At 55.0% G+C, this 25,401-nt stretch carries 17 protein-coding genes; 6 read left to right on the top strand and 11 right to left on the bottom strand.

The window, feature by feature from the left end; all coding sequences use genetic code 11:
* Window positions 1-158 precede the first annotated feature (158 nt).
* Together Enr10x_RS07645 and Enr10x_RS07640 are read right to left on the bottom strand one after the other, a co-directional pair.
* Window positions 159-1,568 (bottom strand): DUF1501 domain-containing protein, encoded by a 1,410-nt coding sequence (locus Enr10x_RS07645; protein ID WP_145448632.1) that lies wholly within the window; start codon window positions 1,566-1,568, stop codon window positions 159-161.
* 59 nt (window positions 1,569-1,627) lie between these two features.
* Entirely contained in the window at window positions 1,628-4,609 is a 2,982-nt protein-coding gene (locus tag Enr10x_RS07640) for a DUF1553 domain-containing protein (RefSeq protein ID WP_145448631.1), read from the bottom strand.
* A gap of 711 nt (window positions 4,610-5,320) precedes the next feature.
* Here Enr10x_RS07640 and Enr10x_RS07635 point away from each other — a divergent pair.
* Window positions 5,321-5,812 (top strand): hypothetical protein, encoded by a 492-nt coding sequence (locus Enr10x_RS07635; RefSeq protein ID WP_145448630.1) that lies wholly within the window; start codon window positions 5,321-5,323, stop codon window positions 5,810-5,812.
* Window positions 5,813-6,128: 316 nt separating this feature from the next.
* Here the strand turns inward: Enr10x_RS07635 and Enr10x_RS07630 are convergent, their stop codons facing one another.
* From Enr10x_RS07630 to Enr10x_RS07620, 3 genes are all read right to left on the bottom strand, one after another.
* A complete protein-coding gene (locus Enr10x_RS07630) occupies window positions 6,129-6,704 on the bottom strand; it encodes a hypothetical protein (RefSeq protein ID WP_145448629.1) in 576 nt (191 codons plus the stop codon).
* Window positions 6,705-6,860: 156 nt separating this feature from the next.
* Window positions 6,861-7,157, bottom strand: coding sequence for a hypothetical protein (locus Enr10x_RS07625; protein WP_145448628.1), 297 nt, complete (start codon window positions 7,155-7,157; stop codon window positions 6,861-6,863).
* 54 nt (window positions 7,158-7,211) lie between these two features.
* A complete protein-coding gene (locus Enr10x_RS07620) occupies window positions 7,212-7,733 on the bottom strand; it encodes a hypothetical protein (protein ID WP_145448627.1) in 522 nt (173 codons plus the stop codon).
* Window positions 7,734-8,202: 469 nt separating this feature from the next.
* Between Enr10x_RS07620 and Enr10x_RS07615 the strand changes: the two genes are divergently transcribed.
* From Enr10x_RS07615 to Enr10x_RS07605, 3 genes are all read left to right on the top strand, one after another.
* A complete protein-coding gene (locus Enr10x_RS07615) occupies window positions 8,203-10,017 on the top strand; it encodes a hypothetical protein (RefSeq protein ID WP_145448626.1) in 1,815 nt (604 codons plus the stop codon).
* Window positions 10,018-10,081: 64 nt separating this feature from the next.
* Complete coding sequence (locus tag Enr10x_RS07610) at window positions 10,082-11,263, top strand: hypothetical protein (protein WP_145448625.1); 1,182 nt, start codon at window positions 10,082-10,084, stop codon at window positions 11,261-11,263.
* A 321-nt stretch (window positions 11,264-11,584) separates the two neighbouring features.
* Complete coding sequence (locus tag Enr10x_RS07605) at window positions 11,585-12,895, top strand: Gfo/Idh/MocA family protein (RefSeq protein WP_145448624.1); 1,311 nt, start codon at window positions 11,585-11,587, stop codon at window positions 12,893-12,895.
* A 360-nt stretch (window positions 12,896-13,255) separates the two neighbouring features.
* On the opposite strand, the gene Enr10x_RS07600 is transcribed toward Enr10x_RS07605, so the two are convergent.
* From Enr10x_RS07600 to Enr10x_RS07585, 4 genes are all read right to left on the bottom strand, one after another.
* The gene (locus Enr10x_RS07600) at window positions 13,256-14,104 is read right to left on the bottom strand and encodes a tetratricopeptide repeat protein (protein WP_145448623.1); all 849 of its coding nucleotides are present in this window, start codon (window positions 14,102-14,104) and stop codon (window positions 13,256-13,258) included.
* Between the two features lie 533 nt (window positions 14,105-14,637).
* The gene (locus tag Enr10x_RS07595) at window positions 14,638-14,997 is read right to left on the bottom strand and encodes a hypothetical protein (RefSeq protein ID WP_145448622.1); all 360 of its coding nucleotides are present in this window, start codon (window positions 14,995-14,997) and stop codon (window positions 14,638-14,640) included.
* 112 nt (window positions 14,998-15,109) lie between these two features.
* Complete coding sequence (locus tag Enr10x_RS07590) at window positions 15,110-15,430, bottom strand: DUF2089 family protein (RefSeq protein WP_197997511.1); 321 nt, start codon at window positions 15,428-15,430, stop codon at window positions 15,110-15,112.
* A gap of 428 nt (window positions 15,431-15,858) precedes the next feature.
* Window positions 15,859-17,223: a hypothetical protein gene (locus Enr10x_RS07585; protein WP_145448620.1), complete on the bottom strand. Its 1,365-nt coding sequence runs from the start codon at window positions 17,221-17,223 to the stop codon at window positions 15,859-15,861.
* A gap of 187 nt (window positions 17,224-17,410) precedes the next feature.
* Between Enr10x_RS07585 and Enr10x_RS07580 the strand changes: the two genes are divergently transcribed.
* A complete protein-coding gene (locus tag Enr10x_RS07580; protein ID WP_145448619.1) occupies window positions 17,411-18,517 on the top strand; it encodes a saccharopine dehydrogenase family protein in 1,107 nt (368 codons plus the stop codon).
* A 23-nt stretch (window positions 18,518-18,540) separates the two neighbouring features.
* Entirely contained in the window at window positions 18,541-20,079 is a 1,539-nt protein-coding gene (amaB, locus tag Enr10x_RS07575) for an L-piperidine-6-carboxylate dehydrogenase (RefSeq protein ID WP_145448618.1), read from the top strand.
* A 716-nt stretch (window positions 20,080-20,795) separates the two neighbouring features.
* On the opposite strand, the gene Enr10x_RS07570 is transcribed toward amaB, so the two are convergent.
* Window positions 20,796-22,250: a DUF1501 domain-containing protein gene (locus tag Enr10x_RS07570; RefSeq protein ID WP_145448617.1), complete on the bottom strand. Its 1,455-nt coding sequence runs from the start codon at window positions 22,248-22,250 to the stop codon at window positions 20,796-20,798.
* Window positions 22,251-22,264: 14 nt separating this feature from the next.
* A complete protein-coding gene (locus Enr10x_RS07565; RefSeq protein ID WP_232093259.1) occupies window positions 22,265-25,342 on the bottom strand; it encodes a PSD1 and planctomycete cytochrome C domain-containing protein in 3,078 nt (1,025 codons plus the stop codon).
* Window positions 25,343-25,401 lie beyond the last annotated feature (59 nt).

Genomic DNA, 25,401 nt, shown 5'->3' with positions numbered 1-25,401 from the left:
AAATTCTGCAACCACCCACATCGGGGACGCAGCAGTGACCAGAACCCCTTAAACGCTTTCGGTTTAAGGGCTTTTGAACAGAATCGAGAAACATCTAAGGAATCCTTTCCCTGTGGACAGTCGTCAGAATGATCGGGTTCCCTCCCGCTCTGTCCTTGTCAGCTGGTCATAATCTCATGTACGACTTCGCCGTACACATCGGTCAGGCGGAAGTCGCGGCCTGCATAACGGTAAGTCAGCCGCTTGTGATCCATCCCCATCAGGTGCAGCAGCGTCGCATGCAGATCGTGGATATGCACCTTGTCCCGGGTCGCATAGTAACCGTATTCGTCGGTCGCCCCGTGCACGTGTCCCTTCTTCACCCCGGCTCCCGCCAGCCACATTGAGTACCCCTGCGGATTGTGATCTCGGCCGTTCTTACCCTGGGCGATCGGGGTTCGGCCGAATTCACCGCCCCAGACCACCAGTGTATCTTCCAGCAGCCCCCGCTGCTTCAGGTCCGCCAGCAGACCGGCAATCGGCTTGTCGACCTGTTGCGAGTTCCGTTCGTGACCATTCTTCAGTCCGCTATGCTGATCCCAGCGATTGTTCCCCAGTGCAACTTCGATGTAACGCACACCCGCCTCGGCAAACCGTCGCGCCATCAGACACTGACGCCCGAAGTTCTCCGTCGTCTTGTCATCGATCCCATACAGTGCGTGCGTCTCTTTCGTCTCGGCACTCAAATCCATCAGCGTGGGCACTTCCGACTGCATCCGGAAAGCGAGCTCGTAAGAGTTAATCACCCCTTCGATTTCATTATCGACTTTGACCTCTTTCAGATGCCGTTCGTTCATCGCCTGCAGCAGCGACAGCTGTTTCCGCTGTTCAAGGGCCGACGTGCTGTGGTTCGCCAGGAACTTGATCTGCGCCTCTTTCGCTTTAGTATCCGCATCGCCAATCGCCGTCCCCTGGTAAACCGCAGGCAGAAACGCGCTCCCGTAATTCCGCACGCCCCCATGCCCCCGCGAAGGACAGATCGAAATGAACCCGGGCAGATTGTTGTTTTCGGTCCCCAGTCCATACACCATCCACGAACCGACCGAAGGCCGCACCAGGCTGTCCGAACCGGTATGCAGCTTCATCACCGCCTGCCCGTGCGACTGACCGTTGGTGTGCATCGAGTTGATCACGCACAAATCGTCCGCATGCTCCGCTACGTTCTCAAACAGTTCCGAAATCCACAGGCCGCTCTCCCCCCGCTGCTTGAACTTCCAGGGAGACTTCATCAGCCGCAGATTATCCCGTGATGACTTATCGATATTCTTCGCCGCCTTGAAAGGTAGTCGCTGACCATCCTCTTTGTTCAACCGAGGCTTGTAGTCGAACGTATCCACGTGGCTCGGACCGCCATGCATGAACAGAAAGATCACCCGCTTCGCCCGCGGCGCAAAGTGCGGCTCTTTCGACGCCAGCGGCGACTGGCTCTTGAGCGCCGCTTCCGCGCTCAACCCCGCCAGCGCCATATATCCGAATCCACAAGCCGATGACTTCAACATCTGACGTCGGGAAAAATTCAATGCATCCATAGCCAATCCAACTCTCTATAACAGTAAACCAACTCGAAACTCAGGTTTCAGTTGTCAGTCTAATTCAAAAAGCGAAACTCGGTCGAAGCAAACAGAATCTGACAGTACGAAGCCCACGCTTTCTGCCGGGCCTTGGTCTTGTCGTCATTCTCTTTCAGATGCAGTCCGAACAGCGAATCGATGTACTGCAGCGCCTCGGCCTGCTCTTTCGTATTCGCCTCCCGTCCCAGGCAGGTCAGGTACAATTGTGAGACCCGCTCGCGATCGCTCTGTTTCTCGTGTTTCAAAATCCGTTCCGCGGTCGCTTCCGCCTGGGAGATCACAAACGGGCTGTTCATCATAAACAGCGCCTGGGCCGGCACCGTGGTGACCGACCGATTCCCCACCAGCATTTCCGGGGCGGGAAAATCAAACACGGTCAGCGCGGAAGGGACACTCCCCCGCACGATCGGCAGATAAACGCTCCGGCGGAACTCGCTCGGATTCGCTCCCACCTTCTTGTTACTGTTCGGGTTGATCGCCTGCTCCGGATATTCAGAGACCACCGATCCCCCCATCTCCAGATCGAGCTTGCCGGAAATCGTCAGCACCGAATCGCGAATGCTCTCGGCTGACAACCGTCGGCGATTCATCCGCCACACCAGGTGGTTACCCGGATCTTTCTGATACTGTGCGGCGCTGAAGTCCGAACTCATCCGATAAGCACTGCTTACCATGATTTCACGAATCAGCGTCTTCATCGACCAGCCTTCCGAGACAAACCGCTGCGCGAGGTAGTCCAGCAGCTCCGGATGCGTGGGCTGCTCACCCAGATGCCCGAAGTTATCGACGCTCCGCACCAGCCCGTTCCCGAACAGGTGCTTCCAGATCCGGTTCGCCATCACGCGACTCGTCAGCGGATTCTGCGATCGGCTCAGCCACTCCGCCAGTTCCAGGCGTCCACTCTGTTTCGGACTGACCTCAGGCTGCTCTTTCAAAGTCGCAATCGTCAGAAAACCACGATCGACTTTATCACCCAGTTGATATATATTCCCCCGCCGGGCGATCCGGTAATCCGCAGGGTCGGGTTGCTCACCCACTGCCAGCGCCATCGGTGCGGGCGGCGGTGCATTCGCTTTTAACTTCTTAATCTCAGCCTCAAGATGTTTCACACTCTGCTTCAACTGAGCGACCTGCCGCGGGCGGGCTGCGTTCTCAGCTCCCTCATGCGGCTTCTTCGCCACCAGCACTTCCCGCTGTTTCGGCAGCTTGAATTGCGGCAGGAACTGCACGGCATCGACAACCACATAACCGAAAGCCCCTTTGTTCGAGATCTCTACAAAGCTCGTATCGCCGGCAGCAAATTCGAACACACCCAGCGAAGTGAAGATCCCGTCGATCGGACCCGACTTCGTCTGATCGACGTAAACCGTCTTCGTTCCCTGCAGCGAATGAATCGTCACTGGCACCCGGTTGGCGCGTCCCTTGCTTCCCGGAAAAGCAAAGCGGACCTCATACTTTCCGGCAGCAGGCAGATCGGGAGTGAAGCGAATCGCCTTCTTCCCCTGCCCTTCGTTCATGTCGTGCACATAGCCGACGCCCAGATAATTCTTTGAGTAGGTCGAATCTTTCCACGCCCCGGTTTTCTGCGCCTGAGCATCATCGACTACGATCCCTGCCAGTGCTTCCAGCTTTGTCTGCTGTGAGGTTCCCCCCTCCAGTTTCTTCAGGGCCTGGGAATCGTCCTTCAACTGTTTTTCCAGCTTCGCCAGGTCGGCTTCGTATTTCTCCAACGCCGCTTTATGTTCCGGCTTGATCGGCAGCGGCCGCGTCATCCAGCCTGAGACAAACTGGTTATTCAACCGAATTCCATGCACCGTCTCTGTACTGCGGAAGATCCCCGCCAGTGCGTAATAATCGGACATCGGAATCGGATCGAACTTATGATCGTGACAGCGGGCACAGCCGAGGGTCATCCCCATAAAGGCCCGCCCCGTCACATCGATCTGCTCATCGACGACATCCATCCGCAGCTTCTCTTTATCCCGCTCGCTGAGCATTTTCGCGCCCATCACCAGGAAACCGGTCGCTACAATATTCCGCGTCCGCTCGTCATCGTTCTCGTAAGGCAGCAGGTCGCCGGCGATCTGTTCGCGAATGAACTGATCGTACGGCTTGTCTTCGTTGAATGCCTTGATCACATAATCCCGGTACCGCCACGCATTGTAAAACGTGAGGTTGATATCCAGCCCGTTCGAATCCGCGTAGCGGGCCAGGTCCAGCCAGTGACGCCCCCACGTCTCCCCGAAGCGGGGCGAATCCAACAGCCGATCGACCAGATGCTCATACGCCTGCGGCGAAGGATCGTTGACAAACTCCTGAATCTGTGCCGGTGAGGGAGGCAGTCCTGTCAGATCAAAATAAACCCGACGCACCAGCGTCTGCCGATCTGCTGCCGCAGCCGGCTGCATCGACTTCGCTTCCAGCTTCTGCAGAATGAACCTGTCGATGTCATTCCGTGCCCAGTCCTGCTGTTTGACTTTGGGAACTTCCGGACGGGTCAACGGACGAAACGACCAGAACTCGCGCTCCTTGTCAAAATCGATCCCCGCCTCAGCGGTAACCTTCGCAGGCGCGGGCACATCCCCTTTCCGCGGATCGGGCGCGCCCATCTGAATCCATTTGCGGAAGTCGGCGATCACGTGCGCGGGCAGCTTCTCATCCGGCGGCATCGCGTAAAAATCGGGATCGTGTTCCAGCGCCTGCAGAATCAGACTCTGCTTGAGATTGCCCGGCACCACCGCTTTCCCGGAATCGCCTCCCTGCAACATCCCCGCGCGGCTGTCCAGCACGAACGAGGCACTCTCCGGATCGGGTTTCCCCGAATGGCATTCGTAACAGTGTTCCACCAGCACCGGGCGGATCTTGTTTTCGAAAAATTCAATGCCGGCCTGCGGCGGGACATTCGCTGTTTTCACGTTGTCATTGGCGCGGGAGTCCGTCACCAGACAGAAGGAAGAAATCAGCAGTGTCAGGCAGGATGAAATCAGGAAAGAACGCAAGGGAGTTCTCCTTCTCGAAGCTTTTCAATGATGAACGCACTCAATACGCTTTGGGAAAGCAGGCTCTGGAGGATGGATTCAGACCAGGAGGGATGGAGAGACATTAAAAGGCCTGAATTTCCATCATCGTCGATTATAAACCCAAACCGGCACTCGATGAACTAAATAACAAAGTATTTTGATACTTTTACCTGCATTCCCCCCGAAATATCCCTTTCTTCGCCCTGCCAGACCGGAATTTTCGTTCCCACAACTTCCCTGCTCCGCCTCCTCGACAGAACCCGCTTTTTTGTTAATGAAATAAACAAACTCCGGTGCATCAGGCACATCACTGAAGACCAGTCACAGCCACTGAAAAGATTGCACTTGAACCGCTCCCGCCAAATCGTACAACCTCGGTTCTGCGTCGCGCGCGCGAGCACGCCTGTTTTCGATAGTGAATCTGTCGCGCTGGTTACAGACAGTCACTGGAACACCCACCGATTTTTCCAGTTCTTCACCTGATCTTTCCACATACCTTCTCTCTGTTCCGTACCATTTTTTTCCAGTTTCAACCACTTTCGGTCACTCCTCTCCCGCTTAACACCGCATAAAACCAATTCTGACACGGGGCCCCGCAGTACTCCTCTTGACCGCTGCGAGCCACTCTGCATGATCTCAATCCTCAGAAGCACCCCGTCAGCCCATTGACTTTTTTCAGGAACCACAGATATGACCACGACTCCTTCAAAAACCCAAACCCATCTCAGCCAGGAAGAACGCAAACAGGTCATTCGACTCATCATCAAACTGATCAGCCTGAGCAAGGACACGACGGACATCAAACAGGCTGTCAGCGAGAAATACAATCTCTCCCGTCGTTCGGTAGAGCGTTACATCACCAGTGCCCGTCGCGAGATGGTCAAACAGGTGAATCTCCCCCCCGAAGTCCATCGTGCCGAATCCCTTTATTTTTACCTGTCCGTGATCAACGACCCCAACTCCATACAGCGCGACCGGATCCGCGCCCGCGAACGCATCGACCGCCTGCTCGACATCGACCTCTCCAGCATCACCCAGGCCCGCCGCGAATTCGACCGCACGGCCCAGGAAATCCACGACTTGTCCGACGAAGAATTCCAGGACTACTACAACAAAAAGCTCAAAGAGCTCGGCGTCAATCCAAAATCCAGTTTATTCAACGGCACGTATCAGCCAAGCTGAAAAAGGCGAAGTGGTGCAGATTCATCACCCCAAAAACAGGGGTGAGCCCGAATAAAATTCGGGCCGAGCATAGCGAGCAGGAAACTGACAGTGTTGCGTTCAAACTAGAAACTGTTCGTTTCCTATCAAGCCTATCTGTATTTAGATCGTAAGAGAAATATCAGATCGCACCTTTACTCGGTCAGTTTCCTGTTGCCTCCGGCAATACCGGATTACATCCGGCACCACCCATTCTATTTACCGTACTTCTGCCTGAAAACTTTTCGTGTCTTTCGTGTTTTTCGTGGTAGTAAAAAAACAGACCAGCCACCAGGATTCATTCACCGGAAGATTCAAATACCAGCTGCGACTTATAATGCGATTCCAGCTCTGCCAGCCGGCGGGGAATTTCAGTCCAGGGTTTGAGCTTCAGCCGCTCCCGGAACTTTGAGAACACGAGGTCTTCTTCATGGTCCGGCGGTTCGGAAAACAGTTCCACCAGTTCGTCCACCCCACCATAGGCCAGTTCTTCCAGGCTGAAAAATCCATGCACACAACCCAGGCACAGAAATTCATACACAGAATGACCTAAGATGAAGTTGGCATTGACTGGGTCAAGGTCAGCCATCGGCACCGTCATCACGACCGGCGAGGTATCACCATATTTTCCGTTGATGGCCAGTAACCCGAAATGCACATCGTCGCCGCCTGTATTGGCAAATGTGAGCGTATTGACGGGGGTCAAAGCAGGATCATACAGTATCGTTCCACCGTAGGATTCAAATTCCGACAATTGCAGCCCATCCAGATATCCCCAGTCCTGCTCATCATTGTCGCGATCAAATTCATAGAGCGCCTTCAACAGATCAGCTGAGCTGCACAGATCGCTTTGACTGAACTCTTCGATATCCATGGATGAAGCTCCTCTCCTGCAAACGTATCACCAAAACGGATTCACCGTTGAATCCCTCGAGTATGCAATGCCCTGGATGCGTACTCAAGCACAAATCAGGCCGAGCGCAGCGAGCGGGAGGTACCTCATACCGCCCCGGACATTTTAGATTTTTGCTCAAATAGAATCCGGCAGTCTTTTTTCTTTCACGGATCGATATTCAAGTTCATCCCAGTCAAAACGTCCGATCCAGTACTGATGCTCCTGGTCATAATCGATCACCGCAGGCGTTTCCAGAAAATCCGGTTTACCAGTTTCATCAATGTCATCCGGCATACTTAAGATGACTTTCATCCCGCGAGAAAACTGCAACCCCTGTTCTTCCAGATCCCGCCATGTTCCGGCACAAACCAGAATCGCATTTCGATCCTGATCCAGTTTATTAAAGTCGGCATAGATTCGCGGAATTGTCATGGGAACCAGTCACTTTAAATGAAATTAAAACAGTCTTCATTCAACCTGTTCAAGTCAAAGGATCAGATATTCCTCACCCTCGCCGTATTCCATGTACCCAACAGAACCGAATTCCCGGGAGACACAATCATCCACCGCCTGTTTCAGTTCAGAATCACTCAAGTCGGCCGTAACCGCTGCCAGTTCCTGCTGGAAATTCAGTCCCAGTCGTTTTCCGCAACGTTCAAAAACCCCCGGCATCCTCAACTGATCACGCCAGTCAAGTTCGACCAGACCTGCGGAGAATGGCAGTAAACTGATTCGAAAATACTCAGCACTGTTTTTACGCACTGCCTGGATCGCCAGACGCTTACCAAACTCAACCAGATCGTAACATCCTTTCCAGTCCAGTCCCTCCGACAACAGACATATTTTTTCACAATCGGACAGCTCCAGAGTCTGTAGCGCAGACAACAGTGTTGCTTCCCATTCCGTTAACGGCCTGGGGACCAGACCATCAAAGCCAGAATAGCGATCGCCACACGCATCGAGAAACTCTCTCACCAGTCCTTTCAGATTTTCTGCTTCATTGTTCATCGATTTCGCCTCATACCAGTTTCACTCAATCAGCCTGGTACATCGCTTTTTTGCGCCACAGTTTTCAAAGTCCTCATAGTTCTCAGATCCAATCAACAAGATTAAGGTTCAACTGGAAACCTGGAAGATGAGGAAAGATTGGATATTCGAACACATAATAAATGTATATTTTTGAACAATATAATAATTATTTTATTGACTAACGAACCCCAATTCGATCTCTTATGTACAGTTTATCAATTCTATGTGATCAATTCTGTGATCAAATTTTGAACAATGCTTCACTGACAATCTGAACTGAACAGACCAATCTAAAAAACCAACTGGTTCGCAAACCAGAATACCCTGGTGATCGACTGCATCGTTTGAAAAAGGGGCTGCTATGACTGTTCGTCTTGTGCTTCGACATACCCGGCGTGTACAGGGAAATCACTTTGGGCACTACTGCTCATACCAGGTTCCCCTGAGCTTGCTTCTGATTGCCCTGGCTGTATCAGGCTGCCAGACCCAGGAAGATCAGACAGCGATTTCGAATTTAGATAATGAAGTGAAACAGGAGCTCAAAACGGACTCCGAGAAGACAAAATCGCAACGTTCCAAGGCCAGTCTTTCTGCTGGCATAGGACTGACAAATCGATCCAAGGCTTTTCTTCGCTCTCAACCGGTAACTCTCGAAGCTGCGGCAGACAACAGCAAGCGTATTTTCCGACAGATCATGGGAATCGATTCCTCGGCCCAGCCGATGACTCAGGAAGAAATCGAAAAAAATCTAGGCGATCTATTCGCCATGTCAGTGCTTCGTAAAGGCACATTCCCTGACACGGTTGATGAAATAACAGCTGCAATCAATGCCGCGAATCCAGAACTGGGCCAAACCAGTTACGTGGTCGGGGAAGGCAGCCAGATCAAAACCAATATCGCTCCTCGCTCTGCAAATCGAGACTTGCGCTATGTAATTATCTGGCCACAAGAAAGCGCCTTCGATCTGCAAAAGTCGATTTTTCTCAGCGTCGCAGCCTCTTCCGGGGAATCAAGTTTTCATCAGGTCATTGCCTGGGACCAGAACAGGAAGGTTTTCAATTTTTATGAACGGGCAAGAGCGCAAAATGGACAACCTGCTTTCTGGTCCTGGGCGGGCGACTCCACGTTTTCATCGAATCCTGCATCGGCCGGAAAAGGCTGTTTTGATTGCCACCATAACGGCACTCTGCTCATGAAAGAATTGAAGCGACCATGGGAAAACTGGAATTCCAACTTTGCAAATATCGCCGCAGGAGTCGTCCCCCAGGCAGTCGCTCAGCAAAACCTGTTCAAGGACATGGCTTCAGCAGAGAGACTGGAACCGATCATTGAGACTGCGATTCTCAACTCAGTCAGAAACCGGATTAACGCTCCAGCTGATGCGAAGAAAATTTCGGAATACCTGAAGTATCTGACCAGAAATACTCAGATTAACTTTGAATCGTCTCAAGTAATCAGCAGTGAAGCTGGGCCCAGCCGACCGGTAAAGGCCGTTCCGCTGAATTTCTTTATCAATGATTTTGCGCTCCGTACCGTTTTAAAAATTGATTACAGCGCGGGTGCGCTGAATCTCGATGGCAAGGTCTATACGGACTATATCAAAACACATGATTTCAAGCTCGTACAACAGGGACCAGGCGGAGCAGCTTATACTGCGCCAGGCTCAACTCATTTCGCGTATTTTACTCCAGCCCCTTCATTTTTTGATGGCGCCAGTATCCAGCGTTTAATCAGTCGTAAAATCATAACAGACAAATTCGCAGCCAGCCTGCTGCTGGTGGACTATCCCAATCCGATTTTTTCCATGAAACGTCGCTCGCTGGAAAAATACCTCGATCAGGTCGATCCGGCTGCAGCGGATTTTCAGGCGGAGTTTGTCGAAAAAGTTCGCGCGGGAACACAGAACCAAAACGAATGTGACCCGACTCAACTGCAAAACTGCTCGCCAGAGCAGCAGTTTCTCTTTTATTGGGATTTACCCGATGATCAGTGGCGGGATGAAGCCCAAAAACGAATTACAAAATATCTGTCCGCAGTCGTCGAAAAATTCAATACGACTGAGGGAGCGGAAGCTTATCTGCAATTACTTGTTTCACGTCAAAAAGAATTTATGGGGGGTAATGGACCACAGCCAAATGCAAATTTTCGGAACTGGCCTCTGATCAACAATCTGGCTGAGTTCAGTCTGCTGCTCCCTGAAACTGATTTATCGCTGCAACGTCCCCTGGAAATGAAAGCAGATGGAACCGTGGCACCAAAGTAACTTCAGTCCCATCGTTACTGATTTCTGATTGACTGACACATTCTTCTTCAAAAAGGTGATTAGTATGAGCCAAGTATTACCGCAATTCGATCCACCAGCCAACTGGCACGACTTTGAACCAGGTAGTGAGCAGGATATTGAGTTTCGAAAACTCTGGAACCAGAAAGTGAATCGATGGACCCAAAATGCTATTCAGTCAAGTGAAAGTGATTACTATTACAATCCCTTGACAACTGACATCCCCCCCTCTCCGGCCTCTGCCTCAGCAGCAATTGGCTGGGATGCCTTTCCCAATCGGATCAACACCACATTCGCAAGTGAATCGCAACAAACCCGCTGGAAATATGCCGATGAAGGCCCACCGGCTACCAGTCCTCCTTACCAGCCTCAAGGACCTCGTGGTTGGCAGGACGAGTATTGCGAGTGGAGCGTGAGTCGGAACAGTAGCGGAAAAATCACCAAAGTGATGTTCACCTGTGAAAACCCTGAATACTGGACCACACTGTTTTCGATTGATCCCGAGAAAGTCCTGAGCCTCTACCAGCAACTCGTATCACCGCAGGTCACGATGAAGGACATCACTCATCCGGGCGGTCAGTATAACCCGCGAAACAAGTGGAATAATTCCACGACAAATGGGGCAGTGCACCTGATCAGCCCCCCGAATACGCTTGGCGCAGAGATTCAACTGGCCGCAGATGCGACGGTCCTGCGCATGGACGCGAACGGTCAGCCTGTAACCCAGCCAGACCCCCTGATTCGTTGCAGTCGTTATGGCACTCCCGATCGCAATAGTGATCCACATATCGGCCAACAGGTGAATCAGTTAGTTTTGAACCCGCCACACTTGCGAGTCTCTTTGAAAAACCCGGTCGGACTCTACATCCAGAAGCCGAATTTTGGGTTGTTCGAGCTACCTCCTGAAGCACCTGCAGATGCCAGTCCTGAAGACTACTGGAAACTCGTGCGCGGCCAGGGGGATCAGGGACTGCATGCTGTTTACGAAGTTCCAGAAGATCAGGGATTTACCGTCAGCGATATTACGATCAATGGTTTTAATATTGAATTTGGCTCTCAAATTACTGAACAGTTTCAAATTCAACTGGTTGGTTTGGGGATTCCACATGCCCCCTTACCTGATCCAGTGCCGCAACCATGTATCGGAAGTTTCGCGCCTCAACCCGCTATGATGGTGAGTGAGGAGAATCTGCATGAAGCTGATGAGCACGCGAAAGCACGACGTTAAGATTCAATTGCTGCAGTTTCCTGACCATTTCAGAATACTTGAGATGGTCAGGTTTTTCTGTCTTGGAAAATACGCCTGGCAGCAAATCGATCAGTCGCATTATTAATTCGTGCATCAATCATACTTCTCGTCCCTGAATTCCTCTTTGCTCCTGATTGCTCCACCTCTATTTTCAAGGCTCCCTCAGACTATGTATTGTCCGTGGTTGAAAAATTTCGCGGTCCCCCACAGTTTTCTTTTGCCCCGCGCTCCCTGCCCCCTATAATAAACGTTCATTGATCTATCCCACCACCGTGCCCCCCTGTTGGAGGAAGACATACCATGGATCGCAGGACGTTTCTTCAGGGTTCAGCCGCCGGGCTGGCCTCGCTCTCTCTGGATCAGGTCGCCAAAGCCGCTGCCAGCGAACGCATCCGCGTCGGCATCATGGGAGCCGGCGGTCGTGCCTCGGCCCTCAATCGTCACTTCGCGGAAGATCCCCACGCCGAGATCGTCACCATCGCCGAGATCGACTCCGCCCGGCTGGGCAACACCGTGGAGACCGTCACAAAACTGCAGGGGAAAAAACCGCAGGTCATCCGCGATTTCCGTCACCTGCTCGACGACAACAGTCTCGACGCCATCGTCGTCGGCACTCCCGATCACTGGCACGCCATCCCCACGATCCTCGCCTGCCAGGCCGGCAAAGATGTCTACGTCGAAAAGCCGGACGGCCACAACATCGTCGAAGGCCAGCGGATGGTCGCCGCCATGCAGAAACACAACCGCATCGTGCAGATGGGCTCGCAGCACCGGTCTACCGAACGCCTGAAGTCCGCCCTCGCCTACATCCGCAGCGGCGCCCTCGGTCGCTGCCTGGTCGCCAAAGCCTGGGAAAGCACCAAACAGGGCAACATCGGCTATCCTCCCGACGGCACGCCCCCCGACACCGTCGATTACGACATGTGGCTCGGCCCCGCCAAAAAACGCCCCTTCAATAAAAACCGCTTCCACGGCCGCTGGCGCTGGTTCTACGATTACGGCACCGGCGACCTGGGCAACGACGGCGTGCATCGCCTCGACATGGCCTTCGCCGCACTCAACGCGGCCTGCGAAGCACAGGGCGACACTGCCATTTCGCTCCCCACCAAAATCTCCGCGACCGGCGGCAAATGGTATTTCGACGACATGCAGGAATGGCCCGACACGCTGCAGGTCACCTACGAATACCAGAGCGATACGCCCAAGATCCTCACCTACGAAATGCGGATCTGGGCTCCTTACCATTATCACGGCGAATCAGAAGGCGCCGTCATCTATGGCGACAAAGCCCACATGACCATCGGCAACAGCCGCTGGCGCGTCTACGGCGAGCGCGGCAAGCTGATCAAGGAAGTCAAAGGGGACAGCGACGCCGCCCCGCACGTGGCCAACTTCCTCGACTGCATCAAGACCCGCAGCAAACCGGCCTGCGATCTGGAAACGGTGGGACACCCGGCCTCCATCCTCTGCCACGCCGGCAACATCGCCGCCCGCGTCGGCAACACACTGACCCTCGATCCCAAAACGGAAACCTTCAAAAACGACGCCGCAGCCAACCAACTCCGCGGCCGAGAAGAATGGCGCAAACCCTGGACCCTGCCCGAAGTCTAAGTGCGACAGAATAGCCCCGGTCGGGTGGCACTGTTGGCTCGCCAACAGTGAATATGAATCAGCGCCGGGTGCCACTGTCGGCTCGCCCGACAGTGCCGCTGAACCAGCGTCCAACCAGTCAAAGAAAATACAAAAAAAAGAGTCAAAGGGTGGGCCCGAATGCAATTCGGGCCGAGCGTAGCGAGCAGGAGGTCCCGGCTCACGAGATCAATTCACAACAGAGCAGCCAACTAAATTGACTTAACTTGCGGAACGCATTCTCTTCACATCGTCAGTCCTGCGACCTCCTGTTGCCTCCGGCAATCCCGGATGACATCCGCGACCACCCGACAACGGACACTTCACGAAGTTCGTTACCAACTACTTTTTCTCAATCGCCCTGCGCGACGACTTAAGATATTTCACGCACAGGTCGTCCTGTCGTTGCATCCATTCATCCTGATCGAATTTCCAACGTTTTTTTGCTGAGTCCGTTTCCCAGTACATGAACTCGAGATACGTCTGCATCAGTGTCACTCCCAGCACAGGCTGTTTGGTCTCAAAGAAACCGTCGATAGCATCCTGGATAATTCCATAATCATTCTTCCCCTTTCGAAATGCCCATTGTAATTTTCGACGGTTCTTCCAGATGGGATTCTCTGCATATGCTGTCGGCGGCTCAGTTTCTCTCCCCAGCCACTTGAGCAGGGAAGCATCGAAACGACCAAATGTGGGGGGAGAGATCAGCGATTGCAAAGCGAATACCCTGGCCTGGTCCAGATTCTTAAGTCGGCGATGCTGTTTTGCCAGCAGAGATGAAACCAGCGTGAACTCAGGCAATCGATCCAGTGCCTGCTGCCAGGCGGCCAGCGCTCCGGTGACGTCTTTAGCCTTTAATAGTTCATTCCCCTGATTATAGAGCGCCTCGGGGGAAACTGGATCAATCTTCGCATCGGGCCCCATGGGCAGATCATAGTTTTCCTCGTCTTGACTCTGCCAGCGCAGGTATTTCTGATAGGTCGAGAAGAAAGGCCCCAGTTCGAAAGTATCATGAAAGGTGCGAACCACAATCGGCTGACGTTTTTCTTTTCCGATGGGCCAGTAAAGACCGACCTCATCTCCCCCTCCGTAGACATCCATGCCAACGGTCACATAAGCCAGATTAGGAGGAAAACCCAGATCAAAGTCAGATGCATCTGTAGCATCAAAATCTTTCGGCCAACGCATCATTCACACCCTTCCTGTGATAGCAGAGGAGATCAAGCAGAAACTGATTCCGCAGTGCCAGCAGATACAGATGACCATGATACAGTGTGACGATATGAAAGCAACGCAGCAGTAGCAGATTGAGCCGTCGGCACAGCTGAGATAACCGCCGAGTGCCATCTGTCGGCTCGCCCGACAGTGCCGCTGAACCAGCTTTCAACCAGTCAAAGAAAATACAAAAAAAAGAGTCAATGGGTGAGCCCGAATGCAATTCGGGCCGAGCACAGCGAGCAAGAGGTCCCAGCTCACTTAATCGATCTACGACAGAGCAGCAAACTAAATTAATTTAGCTTAGGAACGCGTACTCTTCACACTGTCTGCCCCGCGACCTCCTGTTGCCTCCGGCAATACCGGATTGCATCCGGTACCACCCACATCCGCTCCCGTAACGCAACCAACCTGCGTCAGCAAAATTTTCGTGTCTTTCGTGCTTTTCGTGGTAGCAAATATTCGTACCTTTTGTGGTTGCGATACACCCATGGTTCGCTTCCCATCATTCAGCCCACACGGATCGATTCGGCAGCGATCCGTCGGTTTTCAGCCTGTTCGTAATTTTTGCGAATCACGGGAATCAAGACACCATTGACGACAGCAAGCACGAACCCTGTTAACAGAAACGGATACCAGATTCCATACGGTTGTCCGCTGAAGAACGCATACAGGCCGACACCACCCAGAATCAGTCCGAGGACCACAAACACGAACATCCCGCCGAGGATGACTTTGCGTCCCTTCCCGCGCGGACACAGAAATCCACACAGTGCTCCCCAGAGGCCGCATAATGTTCCTCCGCCACCGCCGACAATCGCCCCGAACCAGGCACCAAACGTATTCGGATCAAACCAGGGTGCGTCCATAATGGAATTCCTCTCTGCCTTTAGACTGTGTCCAGTTTTACTGTAGCGTCTCCAGGGCCATTTGGACCGAGTAAATTAAATTGAGAAACGCTATGTTTAAATGCAATGCGCTCTAGTGGGTGGATCGATGTAACTCGAGAATGCTCTGCGCCGCGGCACCGGTGAGCTGCCCGGCTTCCACAAGATTGGCCAGCAGATTCGCCATTTCATCCCGCTCACGGTTTTCGACCAGCAGTTCCAGCCGCACGATCAGTTTATCCAGCCGTGCCCGCACAGTCGGGTAACTGATGCCGTAATAGCGGGCCAGTTGTTTCAGAGAACCGGACGCCAGCACCAGCTGCAGCACAAACTCCAGATTCTCCTGATCCAGCGACAGCAGGGGATGCTCAGGTCGTTGAGTGGAACCGGAAACCAGCCGCGATGGGGCAGCCATTTTCTTAACAGATTCAGTTTGCTCGACATCATTCATATTTAATATTATTCAACATTACTTTAACATTGTAAACAACAATATCAACTAAATTGAATAATTATTAAAAACAATCCTGATCGCCGGGTGCTACTTGTCGGCTTGTCCGACAGTGAAATTGAGATCCCCCACCACCGGGTCCGCCCGAATAAAATTCGGGCCGAGCGCAGCGAGCAGGAAGTCCCAGCTCACCAGGTCAATTCACAACAGAGCCACCAACTAAATTAATTTAGCTTGAGGTACGCACGCTCCACATCGTCTACTCTGCCACCTCCTGTTGCCTCCGGCAATACCGGATTACATCCGGTACCACCCACATCTGCGTCAGCAATATTTTTCGTGTCTTTCGTGCCTTTCGTGGTAGCAAAATTTCTTATCTTTCGCGGTAACCATCAAGCCTGCTGTTTGAGCGGGTTCGTCTCCAGAATTATGTCATTAATCCCCGTCTGGTTAAATCCTTTGAACCCTTCTTCCCGCTGCAGAATTTCCAGGTGCGATCCAATCGCCCCCTGCTCACGGAATTTGTCCGCTTCCTCAACGGTGATCAGTCTGTCATCCAGCAGAGACTGAATCCGGCTCTCTTGCACCGGCCAGATTTCCCCCGCCGTAAACGCCTGACGCAAATGCGGCAGATCGGTAAAGGGCTTCATCGTTTTGACGTCTCCCTCTTCCGCCAGCTGGTCCCGCTCGGCGTCGAAGTCGAACTGGCATTCCAGGTGGTGCATGCCCGCCTGCAGGAACGCTTCCCCATGCAGTCGACACCACAGCCCCACCGTTCCCAGCTCACTCCGTTCCTGAAACGGTTCATGCGCGAAGTCCTGCGAAACCTCTTCGGCTGAGAGATCCACGTCCGCAAAGATGGTAATCCCCGCGTTCGGCTGCTCAATCACCTGTGCGCCCCAACCCGCCTCCTTGCCGGCATAGAACCGTTCACGCAGATTGAAACCCAAGAGCTCAAAGATGCCAATCAGGCTCTGGAAATACTTCCTGCTCGAGCGATACGTGTGATGATCGTGATTCGCCCAGCCCATCCCCAGTGCATCCTGACGGGCTTTCTGAATCCGTGCCGCCAGGTTCCGCTGCTGCCAGTAATCCCGTTCACCGGCAAAGAACAGATCGCAGGTCCGGTCCACACCGAGATCCGCAATCGACGACTTGATCAAAGATGCCGCATGCGCGAACCCCGCACTCCCTTCCGCGAAGTCCCGCTTCCGTAACCGCAGCGCTTCCGCATGGGCGGCCAGTTTTTTCAGATCCGGAGTCGCCGGCGGTGTCGTACACGTCACCGGGCAACCATGCCGCTCGATCACATGCAGCTCAACGCCCTCGCCTGAAAAAGCGATCCGCTGTCGTACCGCGGCTCCCACGTCACCTTCAATCGGCATGTCCATGTCACGCTGGTGTACCAGCAGAAAGTCAGCGACAGAATCGACGCGGACAAACAACCGCTCAACCGCTGTGGATGCCGCCCCGACTGCGGGAAACATTGCCGCGGGATGGTGATAGAGTGGGTAATCGGCATCAGTGACCAATTCATAACCCAGCTCAACCAACTCGATCGCCAGCGCATCAGACCACTCAATTTCCAGATGATCTACCCAGTCTCTGAGCCGGGTTCCCGTGCGGGTTTTAAGGTCGTTGGCAAACTGTTGAATGTCGGCTGACTTCTGACAAAACACATCAATCCGCTCGTCAATAAAGCGGGCCGTTTCCGGATACCGTTTCCAGTCATAAACTGTAAGTTGTTCGCTGGACATGGCTTATCTCCTCTAATTTTTAAATATATTGCACTCGCGCAAAGTCAAGTGGCTTCTCTGTTCATTAATACGCCAAAACGCGGGAAAACAGAAACTCAATCAAAAAAGAAGTTTTCCGCGTATATAATCATAGTGAGGTCTTTCCCATCACTTCTCACATCTTGAATTTTACACAGGAGGACCTGCCATGTCTCAAACAGTTTTGCTTATCGGCGCGGGAAAAATCGGCCGCATGATCGCCACGCTACTCAGCAGATCGGGCGATTATAGCGTCCGTGTTGCCGACCGTGTTCCCGCCGCGTTAGACCATATTAAAAAACGACTCCCCTCCGTTGAAACACGCGTACTCAATGCTGAGTCGCACGAGGAACTGGTGCACATCATGCAGGGCTGCACTGCAGTCATCTCGGCGCTCAGCTTTCGGGAGAATCCCTATGTCGCCCGCGCAGCGCTCGAAGCGGGCATTAACTATTTCGACCTGACGGAAGATCGGCAGACCACTGCCGCCGTCAAAGAGATCGCCGCCGATGCCGCAGCGGGCCAGGTCTTCCTCCCCCAGTCGGGCCTGGCCCCCGGCTTCGTCACCATCGTCACCAAACATGTGATGGACTGGTTCGACGAAATCGATACCGTCCGCATGCGCGTCGGTGCCCTCCCCCAGCGGCCCACTAACGCGCTCTCGTATAACCTGACCTGGTCGACCGACGGCCTGATCAACGAATACTGCAACACCTGCGAGGTAATTCACAATCGCAAGATTAAAAATCACCTCCCCCTCGAAGGGCTGGAGCAGTTCACGCTCGACGGCAACGTCTACGAAGCCTTCAACACCTCGGGTGGACTGGGAACGCTCTGCGACACCATGGACGGCAAGGTCCGCGAATTGAATTACAAAACGATCCGCTACCCCGGCCATCGCGAGCTGATGAAATTCCTCCTGCAGGACTTAAGACTCAACGAACGCCGCGAACTGCTCAAGGACGTGATGGAACATTCGATCCCCGTCACTTTCCAGGACGTGGTCATCGTCTTCTGCACTGTTCGCGGCCACCGCAACGGTCAGTTCGTCGAAAAAAGTGACCTGCGTAAGATGTACGCTCAGGAAATCAACGGCGAAATCTGGAGCGCCATTCAGCTCACCACCGGAGCGGGCGTCTGTGCCGTCATCGATATGATCCAGCAGAAACAACTGGAAGGCACCGGCCTGATCCGGCAGGAACAGATTCCGTTCGAGCAGTTCATCCAGAACCGCTTCGGACAGTTTTACGAAACAGAAACCTTTGCCCTGGACTAAACCATTCAGGAAGTGAGGCAGATATGACTCATCCGATACAGGAAGTGTTAAAGCGGATCGGCGTCAACGATCACCCCGTCGCGGTCGCCGTCGGAAATACGTGGCAGGCAGGCACCGGTGAAGCACTGACGGGCAAGTCCCCCATCGATGGGACAACGCTCGTCACACTCACCCAGGCCACGCCCAGCGACGTCGACACGGTGGTCGAAACCGCCCGGTCCGCTTTCCGGACATGGCGCAACGTCCCCGCCCCCCGCCGCGGCGAATTCGTCCGGCTGATCGGCAACGCCCTGCGGGAACACAAAGCCGACCTCGCTGCCATCGTCAGCTGGGAAGCCGGCAAAATCACCCAGGAAGCCCTCGGCGAAGTACAGGAAATGATCGACATCTGCGACTTCGCCGTCGGACTCAGCCGCCAGCTCTACGGCAAAACCATCGCCAGCGAACGTCCAGGCCATCGCCTGATGGAACAGTGGCACCCGCTCGGACCGGTCGGCGTGATCAGCGCCTTCAACTTCCCGGTCGCCGTCTGGGCCTGGAACGCGATGCTCGCGTTCGTCTGCGGCGACCCGGTCGTCTGGAAGCCCTCGGAAAAAACGCCCCTCTGCGCCATCGCCTGTCAGCAGATCGTTAACAACGTCGCCCGCGACTTCCCCGAAGCCCCCGACGGCATCTCCAGCCTGCTCATCGGCGGTGCCGACGTCGGACAGCGAATCGCCGCACATCCCGATCTCCCCTTGATCTCAGCCACCGGCTCGGTACCCATGGGACGCGCTGTCGCGTCCACGGTTGCCGGTCGGCTGGGATTGAGTCTGCTCGAACTGGGCGGCAACAACGCGATGATTGTCACCGAATCCGCCGACCTCGAAATGACGGTCCGCTCCGCCCTCTTCTCCGCCGTGGGGACCTGCGGCCAGCGTTGCACATCGCTCCGCCGTCTGATCGTCCACGAGAGCATCGCCGACAAACTTCTAAAGTCGCTCAAAAAGGCCTACGCGAAATTACCGATCGGCAACCCCCTCGATGAGGGAACGCTCGTTGGACCACTCGTCGATCAGCGTTCGCTCGATGCCATGCAAACAGCCCTCCACGTCGCTGAGGAACAGGGAGGCACCGTCCATTTCGGCAATCCGATCAATCACGATGTTCCCGCGGGAGGCTGTTATGTCCACCCCGCCATCGTCGAGATGCCCGGCCAGACCGAAATCGTCCGGCAGGAAACCTTCGCCCCCATTCTGTACGTCATCCGTTACACAGATCTGGACGAAGCCATCGCCCTGCATAACGGCGTGCCCCAGGGGCTCTCCTCCTCCATCATGACCAACGACATCCGCCAGGCGGAACAGTTCCTCTCCCCCGCCGGCTCCGATTGCGGCATCGCGAATGTCAACGTCGGACCCAGCGGCGCAGAAATCGGCGGCGCATTCGGGGGCGAAAAAGAAACCGGCGGCGGCCGCGAATCCGGCTCCGACGCCTGGAAAGCCTACATGCGCCGCGCCACCAACACCATCAACTACTCCACCGAACTTCCCTTAGCCCAGGGCATCAAATTCGACCTGTAAAAAACTGAGCGGCAAGGCGTTAGCCGCCGGTTTCGAACAGTTTTCACCTCTCGTGTGCCACTGTCGGCTCGCCCGACAGTGAAATTGAGATCCCACCAGCAGGGGTAAGCCCGAATGCAATTCGGGCCGAGCGCAGCGAGCAAGAGGTTACAGCTCACCAGAACAATACACAACAGAGACACCAACCAAATTAATTTAGTTTGAGGAACGTGTACTCTTTACATCGTCTGCCCTGTCAACCTCCTGTTGCCTCCGGCAATACCGGATTACATCCGGTACCACCCACATCCGCTCCCGTAACGCAACCAACCTGGACCAGCAAATTTTTCGTGTCGTTCGTGCTGACCGTGGTAGAAAAAAACACCGGGTGCCATCTGTCGGCTTGCCCGACAGTGAAATTGAGATCCCCCACCAGGGGTAAGCCCGAATGCAATTCGGACCGAGCGTAGCGAGCAGGAGGTCCCAGCTCACCAGAACAATACACAACAGAGACACCAACCAAATTAATTTAGTTTGAGGAACGTGTACTCTTTACATCGTCTGCCCTGTCAACCTCCTGTTGCCTCCGGCAATACCGGATTACATCCGGTACCACCCACATCCGCTCCCGTAACGCAACCAACCTGCGTCAGCAAAATTTTTCGTGTCTTTCGTGCTTTTCGTGGTAGCAAAACTTTCGTCTCTTTTGTGGTAGTAATTTTCGAGGTATTCCCGGTCTACCCAAACACCTCACTCACCACTTCCCCGCCCAGCACCGTCGCAATTTCCTTCCGGTTATTGTGCCGATAGACCAGCTTGTGCTGATCCAGCCCCAAAGCATGCAACAGCGTCGCATGCAGGTCCGCGGGCGACATCGGCCGTTCCACCGGCGTATAACCCAGCTCATCCGTCTGACCGATAATCTGGCCCCCCTTCACGCCGCCGCCGGCCATCCACATGCAATACGTCGTCGGCAGATGGTCGCGGCCCCGTCGGTCTCCTTTCACATTCCCTTCCGTCGTCGGCGTCCGACCAAACTCGCCTCCCCACACCACCAGCGTCTCATCCAGCAGCCCCCGCTGTTTCAGATCTCTCAAGAGCGCCGCCACCGGCCGATCCGTCGCCCGGGAGCGTTTTGTGTGATTCGCCTTGATCGCCCCATGCGCGTCCCAGCCTCCATTCCGCAGCTGCACCACCCGCACGCCCCGCTCCACGAGCCGCCGTGCAATCAGACAGTGCCTGCCGAACTCCGCCGTCTCCTTATCATCCAGTCCATACAGCTCCGCCGTCTCTGCCGATTCACTCTTCAGGTCGAACACCTCCGGCGCCGATGTCTGCAGCCGGAACCCGAGCTCATACGAGGCAATCCGCGCTTCCAGTTCCGAATCCTGCCCCAGCTGTTGCAGATGCTCTTCGTTCATCCATTTGATGAAATCCAGCTGCTCGCGCCGGTTGGCGTGCGAATAACCGGCGGGCATCTTCGTATAGGGAATCCCGCGCTTGCCGTCCACCAGGGTCCCCTGGTAACGCGAAGGCAGAAACCCGTTCCCCCAGCCCGGCGTCTGCGGTGCCGGCCCGCTACTGTTCGACAGCATCGAAATAAACCCGGGCAGATCGCGGCTCTCACTCCCCAGGCCGTACGTCATCCACGCTCCCAGGCTGGGCCGGTCCCCCACTGCAGACCCGGTCAGCGCGATGCATTCCCCGGGACCATGCACGGGCACCCGATGATTCACCGACCGCAGCACGCAGATCTCATCGATCATCTTCGCCGTCTCGGGGAACATGTTCGACACGGGAATCCCGCTCTCCCCATAATTCTTGAACGTAAAAGGCGACGCCATCAGCTTCGAACCCAGCCCCGCCCGCGGAATGTTCGGCACCCGGGCCGCGATGCTTGCCGGGACCGGCTCTCCCTCCAGCTTCGTCAGCAGCGGCTTCGGATCGAACGTATCCACCTGGCTCGGCGCCCCCGACATGAACAGAAAGATCACGTTCTTCGCCGTCGCCGGAAAATGACTCTGCCCGGTCACCGCCTGTGTTCCCTCAGCAGCCTCAAGCAGTCCCTCGTCGGCCAGCAGCGCCGCCAGACCGACCGCTCCCATGCCCAGAACGCTCTGCTCCAGCATCGCCCGTCGGCTCACTGGCGCCGTGGAAAAACCATGACTCATATTCTGCGGATCAAACAACATCAAAGCCCTCGCCTTCAGGGAATATACATAAACTCGTTGAGATTCATTAACGCATGACACAACATCGACAGCCGCCGGGGCGCCGCTTCCGCAGTTGACTCCCCTTCAAAAAAGACCAGCGACCGTTCCCGCTCCTGCTTATTCGGCTTACGTCCCAGCACACGCAGAAACGCCTGCGTTACCTGCTGCCCGTGATCTTCTCCTGCCTCTTCCGTAATCTTCTCCGCCAGTACCTGCGCCCGTCGATCCATGAACTGGCTGTTCAACATAAACAGCGGCTGCAGTGCCACCGTCGAAACCTGCCGCCGCGAACAGCTGGTCACACTGTCCGGTGCATCGAACATCGCCATCACCGACGGCATCTCGCTTCGTCGCTGGAACAGATAAATCGTCCGCCGCAGATTCTGCTCTTCCCGCTCCTGGGGCACACTCGGTCCCCCCATGTCGAGTTTCAGTTCTCCCGTCGCACACAGGATCGAATCCCGGATCACTTCCGCTTCCAGCCGACGTCGCGGCCAGCTCCACAGCAACCGATTCTCCGGGTCCCGTTTCAGGTTCGCCTCGTTGAATGACCGCTGCTGCCGATACGCGGAAGACAGCACGATCTCCCGGTGAATCTGCTTCGTACTCCACCTCTGTTCCATCAGTTCCGAGGCCAGCCAGTCCAGCAGTTCCGGATGCGAAGGGGGCTCCCCCTGCACGCCGAAATCGCTGGGCGTTGCCACCAGTCCCCGCCCGAAATGATACTGCCATAACCGGTTCACCCACACCCGCGAGACCAGCGGATTCTTCCGATCCGTCAGCCACTCCGCCAGCGCCGTCCGCGACAGTTGATCCGAACCGCTCGTCGTCGCTCCCAGTACCGCCGGCCAGCCTTTGCCCACTTCCGGTCCCCGCTTATGCACATCGCCGCGAATCAGAATCTGCGACTTCGTCTGCTTCAACTGTTCCGCGGAATACGGAATCGGATCCCGGTTCACCACCGGCAGCCGTTCGATCTCTGCCTGTCCGGTCAGCGGCGAATAATAACCCCACGTATGCGGCTCCTTCGTATGCGCGAATCGCTTGCGGTTGATCAGCTTCTTCGCCTCGCGTTGATAAAAATCATACGTCCCTTTCGGCATCCAGACATTCATTTCGGTCGGGTTCGGCAGTCCGTCCCCTTTGAGCGACAGATTCCCCAGCTGGCCATTCACGAAGAACCCCTGCAGCCGATAATAGTCCCGCTGCGTCAAGGGATCGAACTTATGATTATGGCACTGGGCACATTCCAGCGTCAGCCCCAGCAGCGCACTGCTCGTCACATTCACAATGTCCACCAGCACATCGTTCCGCTGCGCTGCCTTGTCCATATTGTTCCCACTGATCCGGGCCGAAGCCAGAAAACCGGTCGCGATCACATTCTCGTCCGCGTAAGGCGTCAGTTCATCCCCCGCCAGCTGCTCCTTGAGGAACACATCATAGGGTTTGTCCGCGTTGAAACTCTCGATCACATAATCCCGATACCGCCACGCATAAGGTCGCGGCAGATCGTGCTGATACCCGTGACTCTCCGCCCACCGTGTGAGATCCAGCCAGTACCGTGCCCAGCGTTCGCCGTAATGGGGAGAAGCCAGCAGCCGCTCCACCAGTTTCTCATACGCCCGGGGATCGGTATTAAATTCGAACGCCTCAATCTCCTCCGCACTCGGCGGCAGCCCCGTCAGATCCAGGTACAACCGGCGAATCAGCGTCCCCCGGTCCGCTTCGGGAACCGGCGTGATCCCCGACTTTTCCCAGGCCCGCGCCAGGAATGCGTCGACGGCAGTCCGAATCGGCTTGCTGCTCTTCACCTGCGGCACCTCGGGACGCTTCACAGGTTGAAACGCCCAGTGATCCGATTCCGTCTTCGGTGTTGGCAGCAATGCATAATCCCACTTTGCCCCCTGATCGATCCACGCCCGCAGCTTCGCGATCTCCTCTTTCTGCAAAGCCGCGCCCGCATCGATGGGAGGCATCCGCGTTTCCGCCACCTGTGTGGAGATCAGTTCGATCAGCTTGCTCTGCTCGCTGTCCCCCGGAACGATTAACTCTTCCCCCGTACTGAAGCCCAGCAGTTCCTCATGTACATCCAGCCGATACCCGGAATCCGGATTCGCCCCCGCATGACAGTTGAAACACCGCGACTTGAGCAGCGGGTAAATCTCTTTTTCAAAGTCCACCGGCTTCGACCACGCTGTTTTTTTCTTGCCTGCCAGTTTCGGAATCTGCCCGGGTGAAAGATCCAGCACATCGTTCCACGTCCGGCTCAGTACCAGGTCACTCACGTAGATCCGGTCTTCCAGTTCCGTCTTGTAACCGGTCGCAAAACCGACCCACCGCACGGCGTTCACACTCTGCGGATTCACGGTCGAAGCCACCGGTGCTTCCAGTTCGTCCGGCTTAGGATCCACCCACAAATCAAACCGTGTGAACCCGGCCCGCAGCGATTTCTCCGGCTTCGAGAGTCGTCCCACAACCACATAATCCCGGTCGCGTTCCAGTTCCACCGAACTCCAGGCCGTCTTCTGAGAGCCAATTCGCACCATGAACACGACCTTCCCCTTCTGGGGACCACTGGACGCAATATGCACACCGATATTAGGCGTATGATTTGCATGCACGGCCTTGTCCGAACCTTCGTAACGATCCAGCCAGAAGACGAAAAACTCCCCTTCATCGCGCGGCTTCTGATCTGCCGCATACCGGAACCGAAACCGCAGAAACAGCTCCTGGTCCTGATACGTCTCCTTCAACTCCCGCCGTAACGGGTTGTTCCGCTCCCCCGATCCCTGAATCAATGCCTCATGCTGAATTGCAGAACCGGAGGCCTGCTGCGGCTTCGCATCTACAAACAGCGCCGGGTGACGATTCGAAAGTACCCAGCCCCCGTTCCAGCCGAATCCCTTCTGATCCCGTTTCACGGAATCAATCTGCGGGTTGACCAGCCCGTGCGCCAGCCGCGGCGCTTCCCCGGCAAACGTCCGCGCGGAACAGCACAGCAACCCGCCAACCAACAGCGCCGTGACCAGGTGCCTGCCTGCTATGTTCGATGTCTGAGCCCGATATATCATCCTGTTTTCCATCTGATTAAACGTGAGCAGAACCGCCACGTAGCGTTTTTTAAATGGTT

The sequence above is a fragment of the Gimesia panareensis genome (assembly GCF_007748155.1).
In the GTDB taxonomy this organism is placed as follows: Bacteria; Planctomycetota; Planctomycetia; order Planctomycetales; family Planctomycetaceae; genus Gimesia; species Gimesia panareensis.
This window is presented reverse-complemented; position numbering and strand designations above follow the sequence as displayed.